16 protein-coding genes are annotated in these 18,043 nt (G+C 64.6%); 8 read left to right on the top strand and 8 right to left on the bottom strand.

Annotated elements, in window-relative coordinates:
* The first annotated feature begins 8 nt into the window (after positions 1-8).
* Positions 9-1,163, top strand: coding sequence for a hypothetical protein (locus JOF29_RS35785; RefSeq protein WP_209698781.1), 1,155 nt, complete (start codon positions 9-11; stop codon positions 1,161-1,163).
* A 44-nt stretch (positions 1,164-1,207) separates the two neighbouring features.
* Here the strand turns inward: JOF29_RS35785 and JOF29_RS35780 are convergent, their stop codons facing one another.
* Positions 1,208-2,575 carry a helix-turn-helix domain-containing protein gene (locus JOF29_RS35780; RefSeq protein WP_209698780.1) on the bottom strand — a complete coding sequence of 456 codons (1,368 nt, stop codon included), beginning with the start codon at positions 2,573-2,575 and terminating at the stop codon, positions 1,208-1,210.
* A gap of 98 nt (positions 2,576-2,673) precedes the next feature.
* Here JOF29_RS35780 and JOF29_RS35775 point away from each other — a divergent pair, with 98 nt between their 5' ends.
* Entirely contained in the window at positions 2,674-4,086 is a 1,413-nt protein-coding gene (locus JOF29_RS35775; protein WP_209698779.1) for an NsdA family TPR-like regulatory protein, read from the top strand.
* Between the two features lie 42 nt (positions 4,087-4,128).
* Positions 4,129-4,611: an SAM-dependent methyltransferase gene (locus JOF29_RS35770; RefSeq protein ID WP_209698778.1), complete on the top strand. Its 483-nt coding sequence runs from the start codon at positions 4,129-4,131 to the stop codon at positions 4,609-4,611.
* A 5-nt stretch (positions 4,612-4,616) separates the two neighbouring features.
* On the opposite strand, the gene JOF29_RS35765 is transcribed toward JOF29_RS35770, so the two are convergent.
* Positions 4,617-6,020 (bottom strand): hypothetical protein, encoded by a 1,404-nt coding sequence (locus JOF29_RS35765; RefSeq protein WP_209698777.1) that lies wholly within the window; start codon positions 6,018-6,020, stop codon positions 4,617-4,619.
* A gap of 127 nt (positions 6,021-6,147) precedes the next feature.
* On the opposite strand from JOF29_RS35765, the gene JOF29_RS35760 reads away from it, so the two are divergent.
* The gene (locus JOF29_RS35760) at positions 6,148-6,891 is read left to right on the top strand and encodes a helix-turn-helix transcriptional regulator (protein WP_209698776.1); all 744 of its coding nucleotides are present in this window, start codon (positions 6,148-6,150) and stop codon (positions 6,889-6,891) included.
* A 44-nt stretch (positions 6,892-6,935) separates the two neighbouring features.
* On the opposite strand, the gene JOF29_RS35755 is transcribed toward JOF29_RS35760, so the two are convergent.
* Positions 6,936-7,658: an XRE family transcriptional regulator gene (locus tag JOF29_RS35755; RefSeq protein WP_209698775.1), complete on the bottom strand. Its 723-nt coding sequence runs from the start codon at positions 7,656-7,658 to the stop codon at positions 6,936-6,938.
* Positions 7,659-7,957: 299 nt separating this feature from the next.
* On the opposite strand from JOF29_RS35755, the gene JOF29_RS35750 reads away from it, so the two are divergent.
* The 3 genes from JOF29_RS35750 (at position 7,958) to JOF29_RS35740 (ending at position 9,920) form a co-directional block, all read left to right on the top strand.
* Entirely contained in the window at positions 7,958-8,908 is a 951-nt protein-coding gene (locus JOF29_RS35750; protein ID WP_209698774.1) for an aminoglycoside phosphotransferase family protein, read from the top strand.
* 178 nt (positions 8,909-9,086) lie between these two features.
* Positions 9,087-9,254: a hypothetical protein gene (locus JOF29_RS35745; RefSeq protein ID WP_209698773.1), complete on the top strand. Its 168-nt coding sequence runs from the start codon at positions 9,087-9,089 to the stop codon at positions 9,252-9,254.
* A 381-nt stretch (positions 9,255-9,635) separates the two neighbouring features.
* Complete coding sequence (locus tag JOF29_RS35740) at positions 9,636-9,920, top strand: hypothetical protein (protein WP_209698772.1); 285 nt, start codon at positions 9,636-9,638, stop codon at positions 9,918-9,920.
* A 226-nt stretch (positions 9,921-10,146) separates the two neighbouring features.
* Here JOF29_RS35740 and JOF29_RS35735 read toward each other — a convergent pair whose 3' ends face one another.
* From JOF29_RS35735 to JOF29_RS35715, 5 genes are all read right to left on the bottom strand, one after another.
* Positions 10,147-10,404, bottom strand: coding sequence for a hypothetical protein (locus JOF29_RS35735; RefSeq protein WP_209698771.1), 258 nt, complete (start codon positions 10,402-10,404; stop codon positions 10,147-10,149).
* A gap of 52 nt (positions 10,405-10,456) precedes the next feature.
* Positions 10,457-10,657: a helix-turn-helix domain-containing protein gene (locus JOF29_RS35730; protein ID WP_209698770.1), complete on the bottom strand. Its 201-nt coding sequence runs from the start codon at positions 10,655-10,657 to the stop codon at positions 10,457-10,459.
* Positions 10,658-11,022: 365 nt separating this feature from the next.
* Positions 11,023-12,075, bottom strand: a complete 1,053-nt coding sequence (locus JOF29_RS35725) for a hypothetical protein (protein WP_209698769.1) — start codon at positions 12,073-12,075, stop codon at positions 11,023-11,025.
* Entirely contained in the window at positions 12,050-13,399 is a 1,350-nt protein-coding gene (locus JOF29_RS35720) for a hypothetical protein (protein ID WP_209698768.1), read from the bottom strand. The genes JOF29_RS35725 and JOF29_RS35720 overlap by 26 nt, the downstream gene beginning before the upstream one ends.
* Complete coding sequence (locus tag JOF29_RS35715) at positions 13,383-13,712, bottom strand: hypothetical protein (protein ID WP_209698767.1); 330 nt, start codon at positions 13,710-13,712, stop codon at positions 13,383-13,385. The genes JOF29_RS35720 and JOF29_RS35715 overlap by 17 nt, the downstream gene beginning before the upstream one ends.
* Positions 13,713-13,736: 24 nt before the next feature.
* Here JOF29_RS35715 and mobF point away from each other — a divergent pair, with 24 nt between their 5' ends.
* Positions 13,737-17,981 carry a MobF family relaxase gene (gene mobF / locus JOF29_RS35710; RefSeq protein ID WP_209698766.1) on the top strand — a complete coding sequence of 1,415 codons (4,245 nt, stop codon included), beginning with the start codon at positions 13,737-13,739 and terminating at the stop codon, positions 17,979-17,981.
* Positions 17,982-18,043 lie beyond the last annotated feature (62 nt).

Below are 18,043 nucleotides of genomic sequence, written 5' to 3'. Positions count from 1 at the left end.
TGTGGATCATGTGGCAGCCTGATCGGGTGACGGATCCTGCGCTGATTCAACTCCTCGACGATCTGGCTGATCGGGCCCGCAACCCGTACATCGCCTACCTGGGCTCGCCCGACGACCGCGGGGACTGGGGCGACAACCCACCAAGCGATGCGGACCTACTGATCGAGCGACGTCTCTTGGGCGCCGTCACCCTCGCAGCGATCCACATCGTCGATGAGTGCATCGCTGACATCCAGACCATCGGCGCTGCCGAAATGGATCCGGACGGCGCACCCGATCCCGAGATCTACGCCGATACGTTCGTGTGGAACTACTTCCCACCTCGGTTCCGGCCCTCGTACGATCAGCAGTTCTTCGCCAAGATCCTGGTCTCCGCGGTCAAGGTCAGCCACGACCTGGCCAACCCCAAGAGTGATCGGCCCGCGTGCATAGCCGAAGAGATCATCGTCAACGCGATCTGCAAGTACGCCTATACCCTGATGGACGAAGCCGGCCTCGATCACGACGTGAGCCTAGAAGACCTGATACTGGACGACACAAACTTCGAGCTGTTGTTCAGCGACGATATGGACGGCGTCGAAGATGACCCTGCCATGCAACGCTCGCTCGGCATGTGGCTTCCGCCAGTCGAAGGCTGGTTCACACCGTTCAACACCGACCGCGTCGTCCATCCCTATGCCGAGACCGACGCGACGACCCCACGCGTGCACGACCTCTATCACCTGCTCGACTCCGACGAACTGCGGGCGATGTCGCGGAAGCCGGATGTGGTCGATGCGCCAGCCCCGATCACAGGGTTTCCTCCAATCAGCGAGGTCGTGCATCTCGCCCGTCAAACGACGAACGCCGACTCAGAGACCTGGGTGGCTGACGACTCCGACGCGGAACACAGCTATCGGGCACTGGTCGAGATCGCCCAGGTTGCGAAGTCAGGTTGGCTGACTTGGGAACCACATGAGTCTGCCGACGTCGTGCGTTCCGATGCTGTGGTCCGCTTCGCCCCACACCGCCACTACCCAGTTGGAAACGATCAGCCGTGGGCGGAAGTAGCGATGACCGGTGGCGTCATCATGCACATCCCGTTGTCAGCCATCGTTTCCTACCGCCCAGACCCGGCGATCTACGAGCGGTGGAACTCGATGTATTCCTCGCTGGAGCCATGAGGACGGTCTCCCCGGTCGACGTCGATCCACCGGCCCTCAGGCCGTTAGGCGCTGGCCATCGCATTGACGCGTTCGAGCACCCCGCTGACCCCGTTGTGTGTGGCGTACGGACGCGCCAAGGACGCCATCGCCTGCAGCCGATCGGCAGCCCGGACTGAGTCAGTAGCCAAGGCCATGTCAACGGCCTGGTGTCCGGTTGCCGCTGCTCGGTCCGGCTGGGCGTCGAGGACGTAGCCAGTGGCGATACTGATCGCATCAAACGTGCGGCTCCGCTCCTCTCCCGCGCCCCGCGTCGCGTACGAGCGTTCAGCATGATCGATCGCCCGCTCCGCGAAGCGGTTCCGATGTTCGACGTGTGAGGCGAGGCAGCCATAGATGACCCCTGAGATTCCATCAAGGTCCGCGGGCGCCAGAAAGAACCGTGCCCACGATGGGACCGTGCTTTCGTCGACCCGCCCGAGTTCGTCTTGAGCACGCGCAAGCGAGTCCGACACTCTGTCCGCTGCGCCGAGCATGGCGTACGCCCAGGCTTCGTTGGCATGTAAGACAGCGACTGCAGCGAGGTTCCCGCTGTCTTGGGCAACGATCTGCCCGAGTTGCCATAGCCGCAGCGCCTCCTGCGGCCGGCCGAGGTGGATCGAGACTCGGCCAAGACGGTAGAAACCACCAGCAATCAGGGCGAGTTCGTTGACCTCCCGGGCGAGGACAAGCCCAGCAGTCAGGTAGTGACGGGCCGCAGCGTCGTCACCGAGATCGTGACTGGCCCACCCAGCGACCTGGCACATGTCGGACAAGGCGATCTTGAAGTCCGCCTCGGTCTGTTCCGTCTCGAATCTGCTGCCCAACATGCCACTCGCCCATGCGATGTAGCTGGCTGCGGAGTCCCGGCAGGATCCGCCGCCGCGCGTGGCATCGATTTGGCGGTGTTCATCGCAGACCGCGCGGACCAGGTCGACGTGGGCAGCAGTAACCCGCTCAGGGGGACTGGCTGCGGCCGGGTGCCTGGCAGCCGCGTACTCGCTCAACTCAGCCGGAACGGGGCCAACCGCCAGGGCAGCCAGTGATCCGACGAACCCTGGGACTGCGCCCGGGTCGCGCAGCCTGATATCGGTCTTGGTGTCGCTACTGGGCACATGAGATCCCACACCCAACAGGCCGCGGTCGATTCCAAAGCCATCCGCGATACGTACCAGGACCTCGTACGACGTTACCAACTGCTTGCCCTGGGAAATGCTCCGCACTCGGGTTTCCGTGAGACCGGACGCAGCCGCGAGCGCGCTCCTGCTGTAGCCGCGATCCCTCAGGAACAGGAACAGCGACTTGATGTCCTGCTCGGCCAGGCAATCCCGCAATGGCCGTCCCCCGTGCACGCCCGAGGTCCACCACTGCGGATCTGGCCGTACCACGTGCACCTCTCGCCCTCCTCTGCTACCCGGTTTCGTTACGATGAGAGCGAACCATGGCTTCTTCGCGTGGGACACCTGTTCGGACGTCGAGAGTGGTGAAAGCGGTGAACGAGCGAACGAGAAGGTCGGGCGCTGAACCGCGCCGCAATGCCAAGCTCGCGGCCGTCATCGCCGAGGCAGATTGGTCGCATGCCCAACTCGCGCACGCGGTCGGTCGAGTCGCCTTCGAAGCCGGCAACGAGCGCCTGGTCTCGGTGGGCAGGTCCCACGTCTCACATTGGGTCGCGGGGTCGACGCCATCTGGTGACGCGCCGGCGATCCTGGCTGAGGCGCTTTCCCGACGCCTCGGCAGGGTCGTCACTGTCGACGAGATCGGCCTGTCCGGTCCGCAGCCGCCTGCAGCACTGAATTGGTCCGCAGATACGCTGACGACGCTCGCCGATCTGGGAAGAGGCAACGTGGACATCGAGCGCAGATCTGTCCTACGAGCCGCTGGCTACTCGGTGGCCGCACTCGCGGTGCCCTCACAGGCCTGGTGGGACACGATGGCGCGCCGCGGAGCCCAGCGCTCTGCTCGGACCGGCCGGTTGATCGGCGCCGGTGACCTGGAAGCGATCCAGGAGATGGCGGCCATGTTCACCCGGCTCGATCAGCGCCGTGGGGGCGGGCACGCACGCACCGCTCTGGCACAGTACCTGACCTCTGAAGTCGCCAGCGCGCTGAGAGCCGCTCACGCCAGCGCCGACATTCGCCGGGACCTGTTCTCCACGGCCGGCGAACTTGCGTACCTCAGTGGTTGGATGGCATTCGACAATGCTGAGCACGCCACCGCACAGAAGTACTTCACAGTCGCCGTCCAGCTCGCGGCCGAGGCCGACGACCCACCGCTGGCTGGCCACGTCCTGCGTGCGATGGCCCATCAGGCCGTCGACCTGGGTCACCCACGCCAAGCCGTCCAGCTCGCGAAGGCGTCGTTGGACGGGCGACGGTCAACCCTGGCAAGTCCCCGCGAGCGGGCGTTGCTCGAGGTCGTCCATGCCCGGGCGCTGGCGGCCGCTGGCGACGGCAGTGCCGCCGCCAAGGCTCTGCTGCGTGCTGAGGACAACCTCGCCAGCGCTAGCAAGAATGATGACGAACCCGGTCGGGTGTTCTTCTTCGGCGAGGCCAGCCTCGCCCACGAAACCGCGTGTACCCTGCGCGACCTCGGCGATCTGACCGCGGCGACATCCCAGTTCAGACACAGCGTTCGTACCCGCAAGGCAGCGACTTTCACCCGCACGCACGCCGTGACCCTGGGATACCTCGGCGCAGTCCAGGCTCGTCAGGGCGCGATCGACGAAGCCTGCTCGACCTGGTCGACTGCCCTCGACGTCATGGATGGTGTGCACTCCGGCCGCACGCGTCAGACTGTCGTCGACATGCGCGCGGCGCTGTCGCCGTTCCGAGCCCGCGGCATCCCCGCAGCGACCGAACTCGACCATCGGGCTTCTCGCTACCTCGCCTCCGCGGCGAGGTGACCAGGCCTCGCCGTCAAACCTCGTCGATCGAAGGATGTCCCTATGACGCACCGCGCCCTCACGTTCGAACCCGTCGCCCAGGTCATCGGCGGCCGAAGCGAACCTACCGATGACAACTGGGGTGGCGCGCGCGCGATCCTGCGCATCAACAGCGAGCGGTTCGACGAACGATCCGTTGTCGGGCTGGACGACTTCTCTCACCTCGAGGTCGTGTTCTTCTTCCATCTCAGCGACCAGAGCGACCTGAACCTGGGCGCCCGCCGGCCCAGGGATAACCCGGCCTGGCCCGAAGTCGGTGCATTTGGCCATAGGAATATGCGCCGGATCAACTGGCTCGGGATCTCCCGCTGTCGGCTTTTGAAGGTCGATGGCCTCGACCTTCTCGTCGAGGATCTCGATGCCGTAGACGGCACTCCCGTTCTGGACATCAAGCCATGGTTCGACGAGTTCGGCCCCCGGGGCGCGACTCACCAGCCGGCCTGGACCACCGACATGCTTGTGAACTACTTCGCGCCCACCGAATAGTCCGCTCAAAGATTCTTCGCCCGGGCAATGTATCGAACCGCAGAGTTCAACCCCCGTGTCGAAAGCAACCGACTGCGCGGATGGGCGATGTCATCAACTCCCTCGGGTGCAAGCTCCGCACATCGCCGTTGGAACCACGGCCACGACACGTCCAGTCGATTCGCAATCGCCTCCAGCCTGCATTCCGAGGACTGCTCGGTGACCGGCGACAGCTCGCGCGCTTGTTCAGCGCCATCGCCGGACACCACCCCGCACGACCACGGTGCGCTTGCATCGACGCAGCACAGGCCTGAGGCACCGAGCCAGTTCGCAACGATCGACTCATCGCCGGGCACGGACTGCAGGACCTCTGCGGGCTCACACTCAGAACTCAGGGCCACTGCGATCCCGAACGCCTCCATCAGCGCGGCCGCCAGCAAGAGCAGAACTCGCTCGTACATCGGCGACTCCACAACATCCGACTCCTGCACGTGGAAGTCGTGCCGCATACGCGGGAACCACCGCGACGTATGACGAAGATACTCGAACCTATGTCGCCACAGCAGCCACGAGGTCGCATCCTCGCCTCTTCTCCCCAGCGGCCATAAGTACGGCTGACCCGACAACCGCTCGAGCTTGCGACTGATGTGGCGAGTACAGAGCCAGGACCTCAGCCATTGGCTCGCGACCGGGGTAAGCATAGGCACCCCGGTCAGCAGCATATCCGACAAGCACCGCCTGTCGTGGGGCGCCAACTCTGCCTGAAGGGTCGAGAGATGACTGTCGTCCGCCAACAACGCCACATCTGTGTTTGTCACTGCCCAGATGACGCCAACTGTCAGATCATCGACGGAGGTCGCCGACGAGACCGGTTGCGGGCCCGTTCGACGTCCGACGCGGTTAGCGAACCGGCGTCCGTCCAAAATGCAGGACTGCTGCATGTCATCAACGGCTATGACGAATGAACGACGGTCGGGCCGGTTCAGCACAGCATCAGGTCCTGGGTCGACCATCAACCATCCGTCCCCCGGCGACACCGCCTCACGACGATGAGCCTCGACGTCCACTCCCGAGAACGACCGGCCGTCAGGGATACGCAGGGTCATGGACCCGGCTGCGGGCAGTTGGCCGGCCATCAGATCGACGAGGGATGCGACTTCCGGCTTCTTGGGCGCACTGACACGTCGCTTGTTGAAGAAGCCGAGGTCGGACGGGTCTGGCTCCTGAAGCACACGACACAGAGCCGTCCGAACGTGCGCCGGTGGCCAGGTATACAAGCCACACTCCCAGTCAGAGATGGACTTCGCGGTGATGACGCTCTTCTTGCCCGTGGCGTTGTAGATCTCTGCACTGACCAGGTCAGCCAGGCGGCGCTGTGTCATAGAACCTCGGGCTTTTCGCAGCAGCCTGTTCGGCTCCCGATCGACCATGAAGTTGATTCCTCCTTCTGTCGGAGGAAGGATGCCGTGCCGCCCCAGGGCATCGACACGGCATCGACAGACGTCCGAAAATGTTTCCCTCCCGGCGAAACGCCTGGAAATGTCCTAGGTTGTGTCTGTGGCTAACGAACGACTGCGCGCCGCGCTCGCCGAGCACAACCTCACCTACCTGGCGCTCGCCGAAGAGCTCGGCGTCAACGTCAAGACGGTCGAGCGGTGGGTTGCCCATGACTACATCCCGTTCCCCCGCAATCGCCATCGGTTGGCCACACGGCTCGGGCGGGACGAGGCCTACCTGTTCCCGACTGCAGTAACCGGCCAGCGCGCCGCCGCGGTGTCCGAGAGCGAGATCGTTCGGGTCTACCCTCAGTTCTCCGACATCTCGGCGGATGCGTGGCGAACGTTCTTCGAGTCCGGCGACAGCGACATCGGCATACTCGTGTACGCGGGTCTGTTCGTTGCCGAAAGCACTCAGCTGCAACGAGTCATCCGTAAGAAGGCGAAGGCCGGAGCGAGTGTCCGGATCCTGCTCGGAGATCCCGATGACTCGCATGTCGCCGAGCGTGGGCGGGAACAGGGAATCGGTGAGGCGTTAGCTGCGAAGGTCCGCAACTCCATGGTCCTCTTCAGTAACTTGGCTACGGTCCCCGGCATAGAGTTTCGGACCCATCGCACGATTCTCTACAACTCGATCTTCCGCGCTGATGACACTCTCTTGGTCAACACCCACCTCTACGGGCTGCCCGCCGCGCAGGCTCCGGCGTGGCATCTGCGTAGGATCCCCGGCGGCCAACTCGCGGGCCACTACCTCGAGAGCTTCGAGCGGGTCTGGGAGAGTGCCCTGCCGATCGGAGAGCCGTGATGCTCTGTGCGGTCACCCTCCGATCCGGGACGTCGGCCGAGCGCTCAGAGTCTGAACGCGTGCAGCGACTCAGCCTGCGACCAGATGGTCTCGAAACTTGCGAGGTACGACTGGAACATGTTGCCCCTCGGCGCACGTCGATAATGGAAGACTGGAGACTCGGCCCCCGCGATCCCATGGGCGTGCTGGTTGACCAACAGCTCGTCATCTGCGCGGTACAGCGAGTTGTAGAGGATGACGTCGTGCAGTCGTAGATCGAATCCGGCGTATGGAAACAGTGGCTGAAGTAGTGACACTGCGCTTCGCACGTTCGCCACTCTCATCTCGGTTTCGGCGTCAAGATCGCCGAGTGCCGCGGTCGCCTCGCCTGGAGCCCGCAGCCCCACTCTGACTTGAGTGCCCGCAGCGCACTTGTCGCGGAGGCATCGCACGAAGTCCGTGTCCTGCAGAAGGAACATCGCGTCGTAGGCGACGATGCCGATCTCTGAGACGGCAGACTCGAAGAGCGATAGCCAAGACTCGCGCATGAGTGCAGTGCGTCGAGGGTAGACGGCGACGAGATCGGGCTGACGAGCTCCGCTCAGCTCAGGCCATGTCCGCTCCTCCTCGATGCCGAGCAGTTTGGTCAGGATGGCGCGATGCCGGGCTTGCGGAAGCTGCCCGTGCAGCCAGTTCCGCACCGTTTTCGGATCGACGGCCACTTCCGCAGCCACGTCCGTCTCAGTGAGGTTCGCGCCGTACATCGCTCTCCGAAGCACCTCGTTCACTATGCTCAACCTTGCCAGCTACTAGATGTCTATGGATGTCTGTTGGACGGTAGCATGAAAATGTACATAAATGTCCGGCTGTCGAGTTGCCTCACCTGCTACAGGTCCGCGACATCCGGCAGGATCGACGTGGCTCGGCAAAGCCATGCCCGAACCGTCTGCGGCCCTCCCTTTCCGAGGGCATCGAAGCCTCCGCGACTGCCAGGTCGTTCCCATCGAATTCCGCGACCGCGGGTCAGCCGGCACCGGGGAGTCGTCGAACGTGTCCTCTACGGTGCAGGGAAGCTAACTTCTACGGTGTGACGACTCTCAGCAGCGACGAACGCGATCGCCTCAACACGGCGCTGCATGAGATAGCTGCCGCAGCTGGCGTCGACCCAACAGGCGCCCGACTCTTGCGCTACACCATGAACGCGGTGTTTTACGTGCCAGCAGCGGACGTCGTACTGCGAATCGCACCGGCCGATCACGTCCACGAGGTGCGTCAAACCGCCGCGGTCGCCAGCCGATTCGCCGAGTTGAATCTGCCCACCGTTCGGCTTGCACCAGGCCTCGGGGAGCCGATCGAGACGTCGGCATGGATGGCAACCGCATGGACTTACTTACCCCAACCCGCTGGTCACCGGCATGAGCTCGTGGACCTTGCCTCCCCGCTCCTGTCCGTACATTCCATTCACCATCTGGGGCTCGCCGTCCCCGAATGGGACGTGATCGACCGCTGCGGGACTCGCGTGCGGAAGGTAGCGGACGCAACTGGCGAAACCATGGACTACCTGCACTCCTGGGCGAAGCGTGAGCTCAATCTGTCAATCCTTCAGGTCGCCGATCGGCTGCTGCAGCGCTGCACTGAGCTCCGTTCGGCCATCGCGGCTGCCCAGTGGGCCTTGCCCGTCAGCGTCATCCACGGCGACGCCCATGCTGGGAATTTGCTCAGCACGCCCCTGGGCGTGGTTCTGATCGACCTGGACTCAGTTCGCTTCGGCCCTCCAGAGTGGGACTTGGTGCCGGCCGCACACGGGGTGGAGCGGTTCGCCGACTCGCACCGAGAATACGAAGGCTTCGCGTCCTCGTACGGCTTCGATCTATTCTCCTCTCCCAATTGGCCAGTCTTGCGTGACGTGCGGGACCTCCAACTGGTGACCAGCGTGATCGCGAGACTCCTTGGCCGGCCAGATGTCGCAGAGGAGCTCGGCCATCGCTTGCGCAGCTACTTCGCGAAAGATGACGCGATCTGGCATCGCTTCAAGTAGTCCGCTGTACCACGCGCCCCCATCGCGTGGGGGTCCATGGTGGACCCCCACGCTGGGCTGATCAGGCCGCAGTCAGCGCGCCGACACTCGATCACCTAGCGCAACACGGCGCTACCCGTGACCCGGGCGTGTCGCTCGTCTCACGGGGCCCAACCACAGGCTCACACGGGAGGCACACGTGAAAGGCTACTTGGGCATGTTGGCTCACTTCGACGCGCTACCGGCGATGCTGGGCACCATCCCCGGCTGGAACAGCACCCTCGCGATCGGGATCATGGTTGTTGTTGCCACGAGCACCTATGCAAACATCGTCCGCGCTATCGATGACGAACTCCGAGGCGCGTGATGAGCGGGGATCGTGCTGAACCGCTGCACTGGGTCAGGGTGTGGTTCGGGCAACACGTGGTCGCCAGCTACACCGCCTCTGCCAGCCTCGCCGACCGGTACGCCTCGTCCATGCAACGCCGATTCGCTGGCTTGCGAGTGACCACGGATCCAGTTCCCACGACGACCGACTCAACGCGTGCGAAGGACCGATCGTGACGCCCATGTTGGTTCCGAGAGGCCAGGAGATCGTGCTTGAGGCGACCCACCAACCGTTCGTGCTCTGAGCTATCCGACAAATGTCCACAAATGCCAAACGACATGGTTTTCCTGTCCCGACCGGAGCCAGGAGTCTTGGGTCACGGCCTCTGACCAGCCGCCGGAACGAACCAAGGAGACGGAATTGATACGCCGCGGGGAGCTCTACCGGTATCGAGATCCATCCGGAGTCAGCGGTACCGGCGTCGTTGCCTTACTGGCCGAGTTCCCGCCGAACGAGGACGGCCATCAGTGGGTAGCCGTCAAGTGGCTCGGCCACAACCCATACATCGCGTTCTGGCCGGGCATCGGCGATCTCCTTGAGACCCACGGCCACCTCGGCGAATCGGAGATCCGATGGCTGGACCCCGATCCGTTCGACCCTGAAGGGGACCCGGCACTCACCAACACCGGCACGTTTCCCCTGTAGACCGGCGAGGCCGGCGTGTGAACCTTCACCTCCGCGTCGGTCACGCCATCCAATCCTCGTCGTGCACGTGGCGAGGGCCAGGCCCTGCCACCGTCTCCCCTGTCGGTGGCAGGGCCTCGAGCGTTCGGAGGACGTCAGTGAAGTGGACTGACCTGAAGCACGGAGACAGCGTCCACGACTCCGGCTACGAGCCACGCGAATGTCAGGCGTGAGCCCAGACGATCCGTCAGGCGCGAACCATCTCCTGACCGCCGCTCGCCTGCGCACGGTGTCGCGCATCGCGCCCGGCCGCCCGATGGGCCGCAGCGAACTCGCCCAACGCGTAGCCGAGCTGCTGTACGCGGTCAACGCCAAACGGTACCCGATCACCGGCCACTACATCGCCAAGCTGGAACGCGGCGCGGTGTGGTGGCCCTGCCAGGAATACCGAGCAGCCCTCTGCCTCATCCTCGGCGCAAGGGACGACGCCGAGCTCGGATTCCATCCGCGGAGAGGCTGTCGACCTGCGCCTCCGCATGAGCCACTCGATTGAACGTCTACTCGTCATCGCTATGCTCCATGAGGTCGACCCACTCGATCACGACGCTGCGTCGGTATCGCACATAGCGGCCGACGCGAATTCCCTTCGGCCCGTACCGGTGGGTCCGCCACGCGTACAGAGTTCGTTTGGGCACTTTGAGGTATGCCGAGACCTGCTCGATGTCCCACAACGGATCAGTTGCCTCTGGGGCTGACACCGTTGCCTCCTCCCTCGAGCAGCGAGGCTGTCCTGGGCGTACGCGTTCCAGGTGCCCCGGACGCTCGCTCGTGCTCCGCTTTGAGAACGCTACGGACGTGGCGCACGCTCCAGCCGAGGATCTCCGCGGCCGCCTCGGCGCTGCCGCATACCCTGGCCAGCCCGGCGGCCTCTGTAGCTGTAGCGTCCTCGGCGTCTCGAACTCGTTCGTCGTGCCGCTCCGCTGCGAGTAGCCTCGCTTTGATCGCCCGCTCCAGTGCGGCCTGCGCGCGGGTCGCACGCGCGGTTGCTGCTTCGATGCGTGACTGGCGTTCGCGCGCCCTTCGTAGGGCCGCCACTCTTGAATTGGTCATCCGCTTCGCTCCATCACAGTTCGGGACCGTCGAAGGGTCGCTCAGCTGTCTCGTGGCGGCTCGGCAGAGTGCCGAGAGACAGACTGCGTAGCTCCGGGCGCCGGTGGCTCAACCCGCCGCGATGAAGCTGGCGATCAACTGTGCCGATCAAGCGTCGCGCGACCAACACCACCCGCGCACCAGTCCGCTCGATGACCTTCTCCGGTTCGCGCTTGTTGACCTGCGCCGCCCAGCTGGCGATGTAGCGGAACGAGGATCCGCCGGTCGACCACCCATGGTGTGCCATCAGTAGGTAGGAGACGGACTCTGCCTCGATCTCTTTCATCCCGCGGCACACCACGGTCTCAGGCGCAGCGATCTCCTTCGCGTCGTGCATTCGCAAGTGTGCAACTTCGTGCGCCAACCGCGCGACGGCCGTTACCTCGTCCAGATCGCTTCTGATCACCACAGTCCGCTTTTGGAAGTTGGTAAATCCTTCAAGGCTCGCATCGCCGACGTTGGTTTCCACGAGCGTGTAGCCGGCCGAGCGGACTTCGTGTTCGAGCGCCCGCCAAAGCTCACCGGTCGATGCACCGCCTCCGGACGGTGCGGCGGGCTGTGGAAGCACCGGGCCATCGGTCTGCGAGATGTCCCAGACGGACGCGACCTTGAATCCGACAAGTCGTCCGCCGCCCCGCGCTTGTCTGGCCCGTTCGAGCTCGAGGTCAGGCTGGCTAGTCTCCAGCGTCAATCGTCGGCCGCGCTGAAGGATGACGGGCGCCAGGACGCGGATCTCTCTGTCCTGCTGGCTGTTCTGGATGGATCGTCCGAGCTTCTGCCAGATGTCGGATCTGGCGACCTGGCTTGCGTACGGCATCTGGAGGGTGATCAGTACGACGTTCCTGAAGCTGTAGTTGCGAAGAGCAACTGAAGCATCAAGCCATCTGACCCACTCGACGCCTGAGCTGCGTTTGCGGATCTCCGAGTGCAGCGCGTCGCGCAGATCCTCGGGGGTGACTCTTGGCCGCTCCATCAATCCTCCAAGTTGAGTCTGGGAAAGCTCAACGTTCGGGACCGGCCGGATCACGATTGGTGTCCGAAAACAGTGCGTCGTACGTCGGCGGCGCCCACCGCCACCGGGACGTGTGCACGATCGGCGGTCCGCTGAAGTGCTCAGGCCCGTACGGGCGTCGCAGAGTGGATGTTCCAGCGATGCTGCATGCAGCGTCGGCGGCGATCGACAGTTGCTTGGTCAGCTCCGCCAGGTCGGCGGTCAACTGGTCGAAGCACGCTGCCAGGTTCGTCCTGACCCACGACGGCTGTGGGTACTTGAGTCGCCAGACACCGGGTCGGTTGTGGAATTCAGGATCTCGCTTGCCGAGTTCAGGCTTCGGGACGAACAGCTGACCGCGAGCGATCAGCCACGCTACGGTCTTCTGCTGCAGCTCTGCCACCCTGACGGCCGAGTGCATCAGCTCGTCGACCACATCGCGAGCAAGCGCGACCGCTCGGCTATCGGCGAGCAGCTCTCTCCGATCCTTGAGCCGCTTTCCATCGGAGACCCATCCGCGGAGCTCTTGAAGCAAGTCGATGAACGCGGCCTCGGCTGCTGCGTCGCTGCGCCCGCCCATGTCCGAGACGCGGGTCCGCAACGAGTCCATGACACACCGGGTGGTCGAATCCGCTGTTCGCAGAGCGCGCTCCAGTTCGCGGGTTGCCTCGGCGCTCGCGCCTGGCTGGTTCAAGAGTCCTGTGAGGTGACGGCTGTAACCGATGACCGTGCGCAGCTGGGCTGTGGTCGACCGGAGGTCGCGGGCCAGTACGCCACCTGGACTTGTCGCGTCATGCGCCGATTGCCAGCGGGCGGCCAGCAGGGCAACTCGGCAGCCGTTGTCGACGGATGCGTGCGGCAACGTTGTCGCCAACCCGAGGAGCGGCCCTAAGTCCGACGTACCGGAGGTGCAGTGGAACTCGAGCTCCTCGATCACGTCGACCAGGTGCCTCAACAGCCGCTGGCTCCGTTCAGCATCGTGCGTCTCGTGGCTGGCGAGCCTCGTGACGGCCGCCCGGGCGGCCAGCCCGGTGATGAACGCGAGCTCCGATCGAGCCGCCACCAACCACCGATCCTCGAAGACGCCGCTGGTGCTTCTGTTCTGCGACGCGAGCAGGTCCGCTCCCGCGCCGAGCGACCGAGCGAGTACCGCGAGCGGGCCGGCCGCACTGCCGCCGTCAGCATCCGTGAAATCTTGTACCGACAACTCAAGACGGAGCCAGCGGAAGTGATGCCGCGCTGCCGTCAGCGTTGCCTGCCAGCCGGCGGCCAGGTCGGTTGTGTCGCCAGCGGCCAGGTTGCATGCGGCGATCGCGTCTCGTCGCGCGATCCGGAGCAAGTCCTCATACGTCGTACGCATCCTGGACCATCCGGACGTCCGCGGCCGCCGACCTCAGAGCATCGGCCAGAGCGAGCCGCCAGCTGAGATGGTCGATCGGAACATCGAGCTGATCGATCTCGCTGGCAGCCTGCTCGTAGAGCTCGGCGGGGTCGCCGTCCAGATCGCCGTCGTAGGGCTGGTACGGCGCACCGAGCAACTGGAGAGATCGGAACCGGCTGAACGCCGTCATCGCCCATCGCCCGCCAGGCGCCTTCGCCTCCAACGCCTCGACAATCGCCTCAGCCTCGACGACCAGCTCGGTCACGCGGCTCGGTACTTCGAAGTTGTTCATCGAATTCCTCTCGTCACAGGGAAGATGCGCCAGAACCGCCGCTCCTCGGCAGTCTCCGGCCGAATCTGTGGACAACTTCGCCTCTCACCGGCACGGCGAAAGACGTCGCAGAGGTTCAACGTTCGGGACCGCCCCAACCCGCGCGCCAGCACCCGCCACGCGCCAGCCCGCCGACGGGCTGGGCGCGTCCAGGCACAAATCGATCACACTTCTTGCATCCGAGGCGTTTCTGTCGCCGAAACGCTTCCGACCAGCCTTACGTGGGCCCCAGCGTTGAGCGTTCATGAACCACACCGTGAACAGCTCCGAGCGCGGCAACGACCGAGCGTGCGAGCACTGCGCCGCGTTCTTCATCGCCCGCCGATCCGACCAACGATTCTGCTCAGATCGTTGCCGCCTGCGCAATTGGCGCTTACAGAAGTCCGCGACCAACGCGGCCGTTGCAGAGCGCTCCTCGGTCGCGTCGCACACTCAGACGATCCGGAAGATCCTTCTCGGACTCATCGATGCAGACCCACGGTCCGCTGTTGCCGAACCGCTCCGGGCGGCCTTCGGCGAGCTGGCGAAACTCGATCAGGCGATCTTCCGTCTTCAGCGTCAGAACGACGTACCGGGGACAAGCGATCTGGCAGCTGGTGCGCCACCGGAGGACCACGGCACCCCATGCTGAGCATCCACCGACTGACGGCCGGCGACGGCTACACATACCTGCTCAAACACGTCGCACCCGGCGACGTGGACCGGCGCATGGCCACACCGCTCACCGCGTACTACGCAGAATCCGGCTACCCGGCAGGCAGATGGTTCGGGCGCGGGCTAAGCGGCCTTGGCAAGGGAGAGTTGACCGCTGGAGCAGAGGTCACAGAGGAACAGATGGCCGCGCTGTTCGGGCGAGCAGAAGTCCCGATCACCGGGACAACGCTCGGCGAGCCGTACCGTACCTACAAGTCACCGAGCGAGAGCGTCGCGGACCAGATACGTGCTCTCGATCCAACCCTGCCGACCGCACTGCGCGAGCTCGAGATCGAGCAGATACGAAAGACCGCGGCGCGTAAGAAGACCAAGCACGCCGTTGCCGGCTTCGACCTGACGTTCTCCCCGGTCAAGTCAGTCTCGGCGCTGTGGGCCACCGCCGACGTGGGCGTGCAGGAACAGATCGTCCTGGCACACTACGAGGCGATCCACGACGTACTTGAGAGCCTGCAGGATCAGGCAGTGTTCACCAGAACGGGCCACGATGGCGTCGCACAGCTCGACACCCGCGGCGTCATCGCGGCCGCGTTCGACCACTGGGACACCAGAGGCGGCGACCCGCAACTCCATACCCACGTCGTTGTAGCCAATCGTGTCCAGGGAGACGACGGATGCTGGCGCACAATCGATGGCAGGGTTCTGTACGCCGCGGCCGTTGCCTTGTCCGAGGTACACAACACGCTTCTGGCCGACAACCTCAGCCGTCGGCTCGGCGTCACCTGGCAACTCCACGATCGTGGAGAACGCCGATCACCAGCCTTCGAAATCGACGGGATCCCGGAAGAACTGATCCGCGAGTTCTCCTCACGCACCGAGCAGATCGAGGCGAATCTCGCCACGCTGCTGGAGCACCGCGCCGACGACTCCGGTCCGCCAGGTCGACGTGAGATGTACGTACTGCGGCAACAAGCAACCCTGATGAACCGGCCGCCGAAACACCTGGCGAAGCCGCTCGCAGACCTCATGCGCAGCTGGCGCGAGCGCGCCGAACGAGTCACACACAAACAGGCCTCCGCCATCATCGAAAAGGTTCTCGACTCGACAACCGATCGACCACTCACCGCGGCCGACCTGAGTGCCGAGACGATCCACGCGTACGGCGCGATGACAGTTCTGGCACTGCAAGCGAAGCGTGCAACCTGGACACGGTGGAACCTCCTCGCGGAAGCGTCCCGCCAGACCCGCCTCCTCCGTCTCTCGACCACCGAAGACCGCCTTCAGGCGCTCGAGGCAATCGTCCACGACGCAGAACAACAGTCGATCAGCATCTCTCCGGCCGCGACCTTCACCACACCAGAACGTCGCGCAGACGGGCAGAGCGTCTTCACCATTCACAACGGCGAGATCTTCACGTCGCCGGTGATCCTAGGAGCCGAGAGCCTGCTCCTCGACCTCGCAGCGAAGCTCGACGCCCCGACCATCTCCCACCGTCGCGTGACGACCTCCCGGCTCAGCGACGACAAGATCCAGGCACTGCAGCGGATCGCGCAGAGCGGTCAAACAGTCGAAGCTCTCGTCGGACCGGCCGGCAGCGGCAAAACCAGCCTTCTCGCCGCTCTCCGCACCAGCTGGGAAGCGCAGCACGGCGACGGATCCGTCATCGCGCTGGCGCCTTCCTCCGCTGCAGCAACCGTCCTGTCGGACACCCTGTCCCTGCCCGCAGACAACCTCGCCAAGTGGATCCACGAGGCCGTCGGAGTCGCAGCCGATCAACGCCGCCGATGGATCAGCGAACTCGAACGAGCAGCACAAGCAGCCGAGACAACCGGCCGCCGCCGGCGCCACCGGCGAATCGTCGCGGAGCTGGCTCGTGCGTACGCCGATCGCGACCGATGGCACTTCCGCAGGAACCAGCTGGTGATCGTCGACGAGGCGTCCATGGCCGGCACGATGGAACTCGCCACCCTCGCTCGCGAAGCCGACAAGGCCGGCGCGAAGCTCCTCCTCGTCGGGGACGACGCCCAACTCGGCGCCGCGGATGTCGGTGGCGCCTTCCGGCTGATCGCGCGTGACACCAACGCGGCCGAACTCAGCGACGTCTGGCGGTTCTCCAACCAGTGGGAACGTGAAGCCAGCCTGGAGCTCCGCAAGGGACGCGCAGAGGTCATCGATCTGTACGACGATCACGATCGACTCTCACACGGATCAGTTGAAGACATGGAGGACGCTGCCTACCTCGCCTGGCGACGTGACTCCAACGCTGGCAAGACCAGTCTTCTGATCGCGGCGGACAACGCCACCGTCGCCCGCCTCAACGCCCGGGCACGACTCGACCGAGTAACCACTGGCGAGGTCGAACCAGACGGAATCCTCCTCCATGACGGCACCCACGTCGGCCTCGGCGACCATATCGTCACCCGCCTCAACAACCGACGCCTCCGCATCGGCCGGCGCAGTTTCGTCCAGAACGGCAACCGCTGGACCGTGATCCACCGCTGGGACGACGGCTCCCTCACCGTCCAGAACGACGACCTCCAGACCGTGGCCCTGCCGAGCGCGTACGTACGTGAATCCGTCGAACTCGCCTACGCCACCACGGCCCACCGCGCCCAGGGCGCCACCGTCGACACCGCCCACCTCCTGGTCACGGACAAGCTCACCCGCGCCCTCATGTACGTCGGCCTGACCCGAGGCCGCCACAGCAACCGCGCCTACGTCGCCACCCACACCACGACCGCCGAGATGCACGAACCCCAATTCCCGCAAACCATGCAAGACGTCCTCGAAGCCGTCCTCGAACAAGACGGCATCGAACGCTCAGCCCACGAGACCATGCGCACCCAACTCGACAACGCAACCCGCCTCGACCGGTTGATCCCCATCCACGAACACCTCTGCCAGCTAGACGCCCGCGAACGCTACCGCCCCGCAATCACCACCAGCGGCCTCGACCCCATCGACCAAGCCGCCCTCCAATCCTCCCCCGCCTTCGGCCCCCTCATCACCGCCCTACGCCACGCCGAACACCTCGGCCTCGACGTCCCCACCACCCTCCACCAGATCGTCAACCAGTCATCCCTGACCAACGCAAACGACATAGCCGCCGTCCTCCACGCCCGCGTCGAACGACTCATCACACGAACCGAACGACGTACCCGCCGGGCCTCGCCCGCACACATCGCCGGCCTGGTCACACCGTCGGTCCACGTATCCAACCCCACCTACAAGGCAGCCCTCCAGGAGATCGAGTCCCAGATCGCCCAGCGCGCCAACTGGCTGGCCGAACAAGCCGCTTCTGCCAACGAGCCGTGGCACCGGCATCTGATCGAATCAATGCCGGAGACGACCGAATCACTGCGTCAACTTGTTCGTGACGTCGCGGCGTACCGCGAGCTTCATCGGATTATTGGTCTCGATCCCCTCGGCTCACCACCGGCCAACGCCTACGCCCAACAACGCCAACACAGTCACCTTCAGAGGATGATGCAGGAGCTTGCAGGCACCGATTTGCAGGACGAACCGGCTCCTGAGGTCACCTCAGCTACGAGCCTGAAGACTCCGGGAAACGCTCTCTGAGAAAGAAGAAGCATCACGGTCTTGCACCTTACATACGGCAGCTCATTGGCAGACGGCGCTAG

The sequence above is a fragment of the Kribbella aluminosa genome (assembly GCF_017876295.1).
GTDB lineage: Bacteria > Actinomycetota > Actinomycetes > Propionibacteriales > Kribbellaceae > Kribbella > Kribbella aluminosa.
The sequence above is the reverse complement of the archived record's forward strand: the minus strand, read 5'-3'. Positions and strand labels throughout refer to the sequence as shown.

Excerpts from the sequence above, each read along its gene's own strand:
- JOF29_RS35785 (WP_209698781.1), top strand. The coding sequence starts at position 9 with ATGTGGCAGCCTGATCGGGTGACGGATCCTGCGCTGATTCAACTCCTC.
- JOF29_RS35770 (WP_209698778.1), top strand. The coding sequence starts at position 4,129 with ATGACGCACCGCGCCCTCACGTTCGAACCCGTCGCCCAGGTCATCGGC.
- JOF29_RS35765 (WP_209698777.1), bottom strand. The coding sequence starts at position 6,020 with ATGGTCGATCGGGAGCCGAACAGGCTGCTGCGAAAAGCCCGAGGTTCT.
- JOF29_RS35735 (WP_209698771.1), bottom strand. The coding sequence starts at position 10,404 with ATGGAATCCGAGCTCGGCGTCGTCCCTTGCGCCGAGGATGAGGCAGAG.
- JOF29_RS35720 (WP_209698768.1), bottom strand. The coding sequence starts at position 13,399 with ATGCGTACGACGTATGAGGACTTGCTCCGGATCGCGCGACGAGACGCG.
- JOF29_RS35715 (WP_209698767.1), bottom strand. The coding sequence starts at position 13,712 with ATGAACAACTTCGAAGTACCGAGCCGCGTGACCGAGCTGGTCGTCGAG.
- mobF (WP_209698766.1), top strand. The coding sequence starts at position 13,737 with ATGCGCCAGAACCGCCGCTCCTCGGCAGTCTCCGGCCGAATCTGTGGA.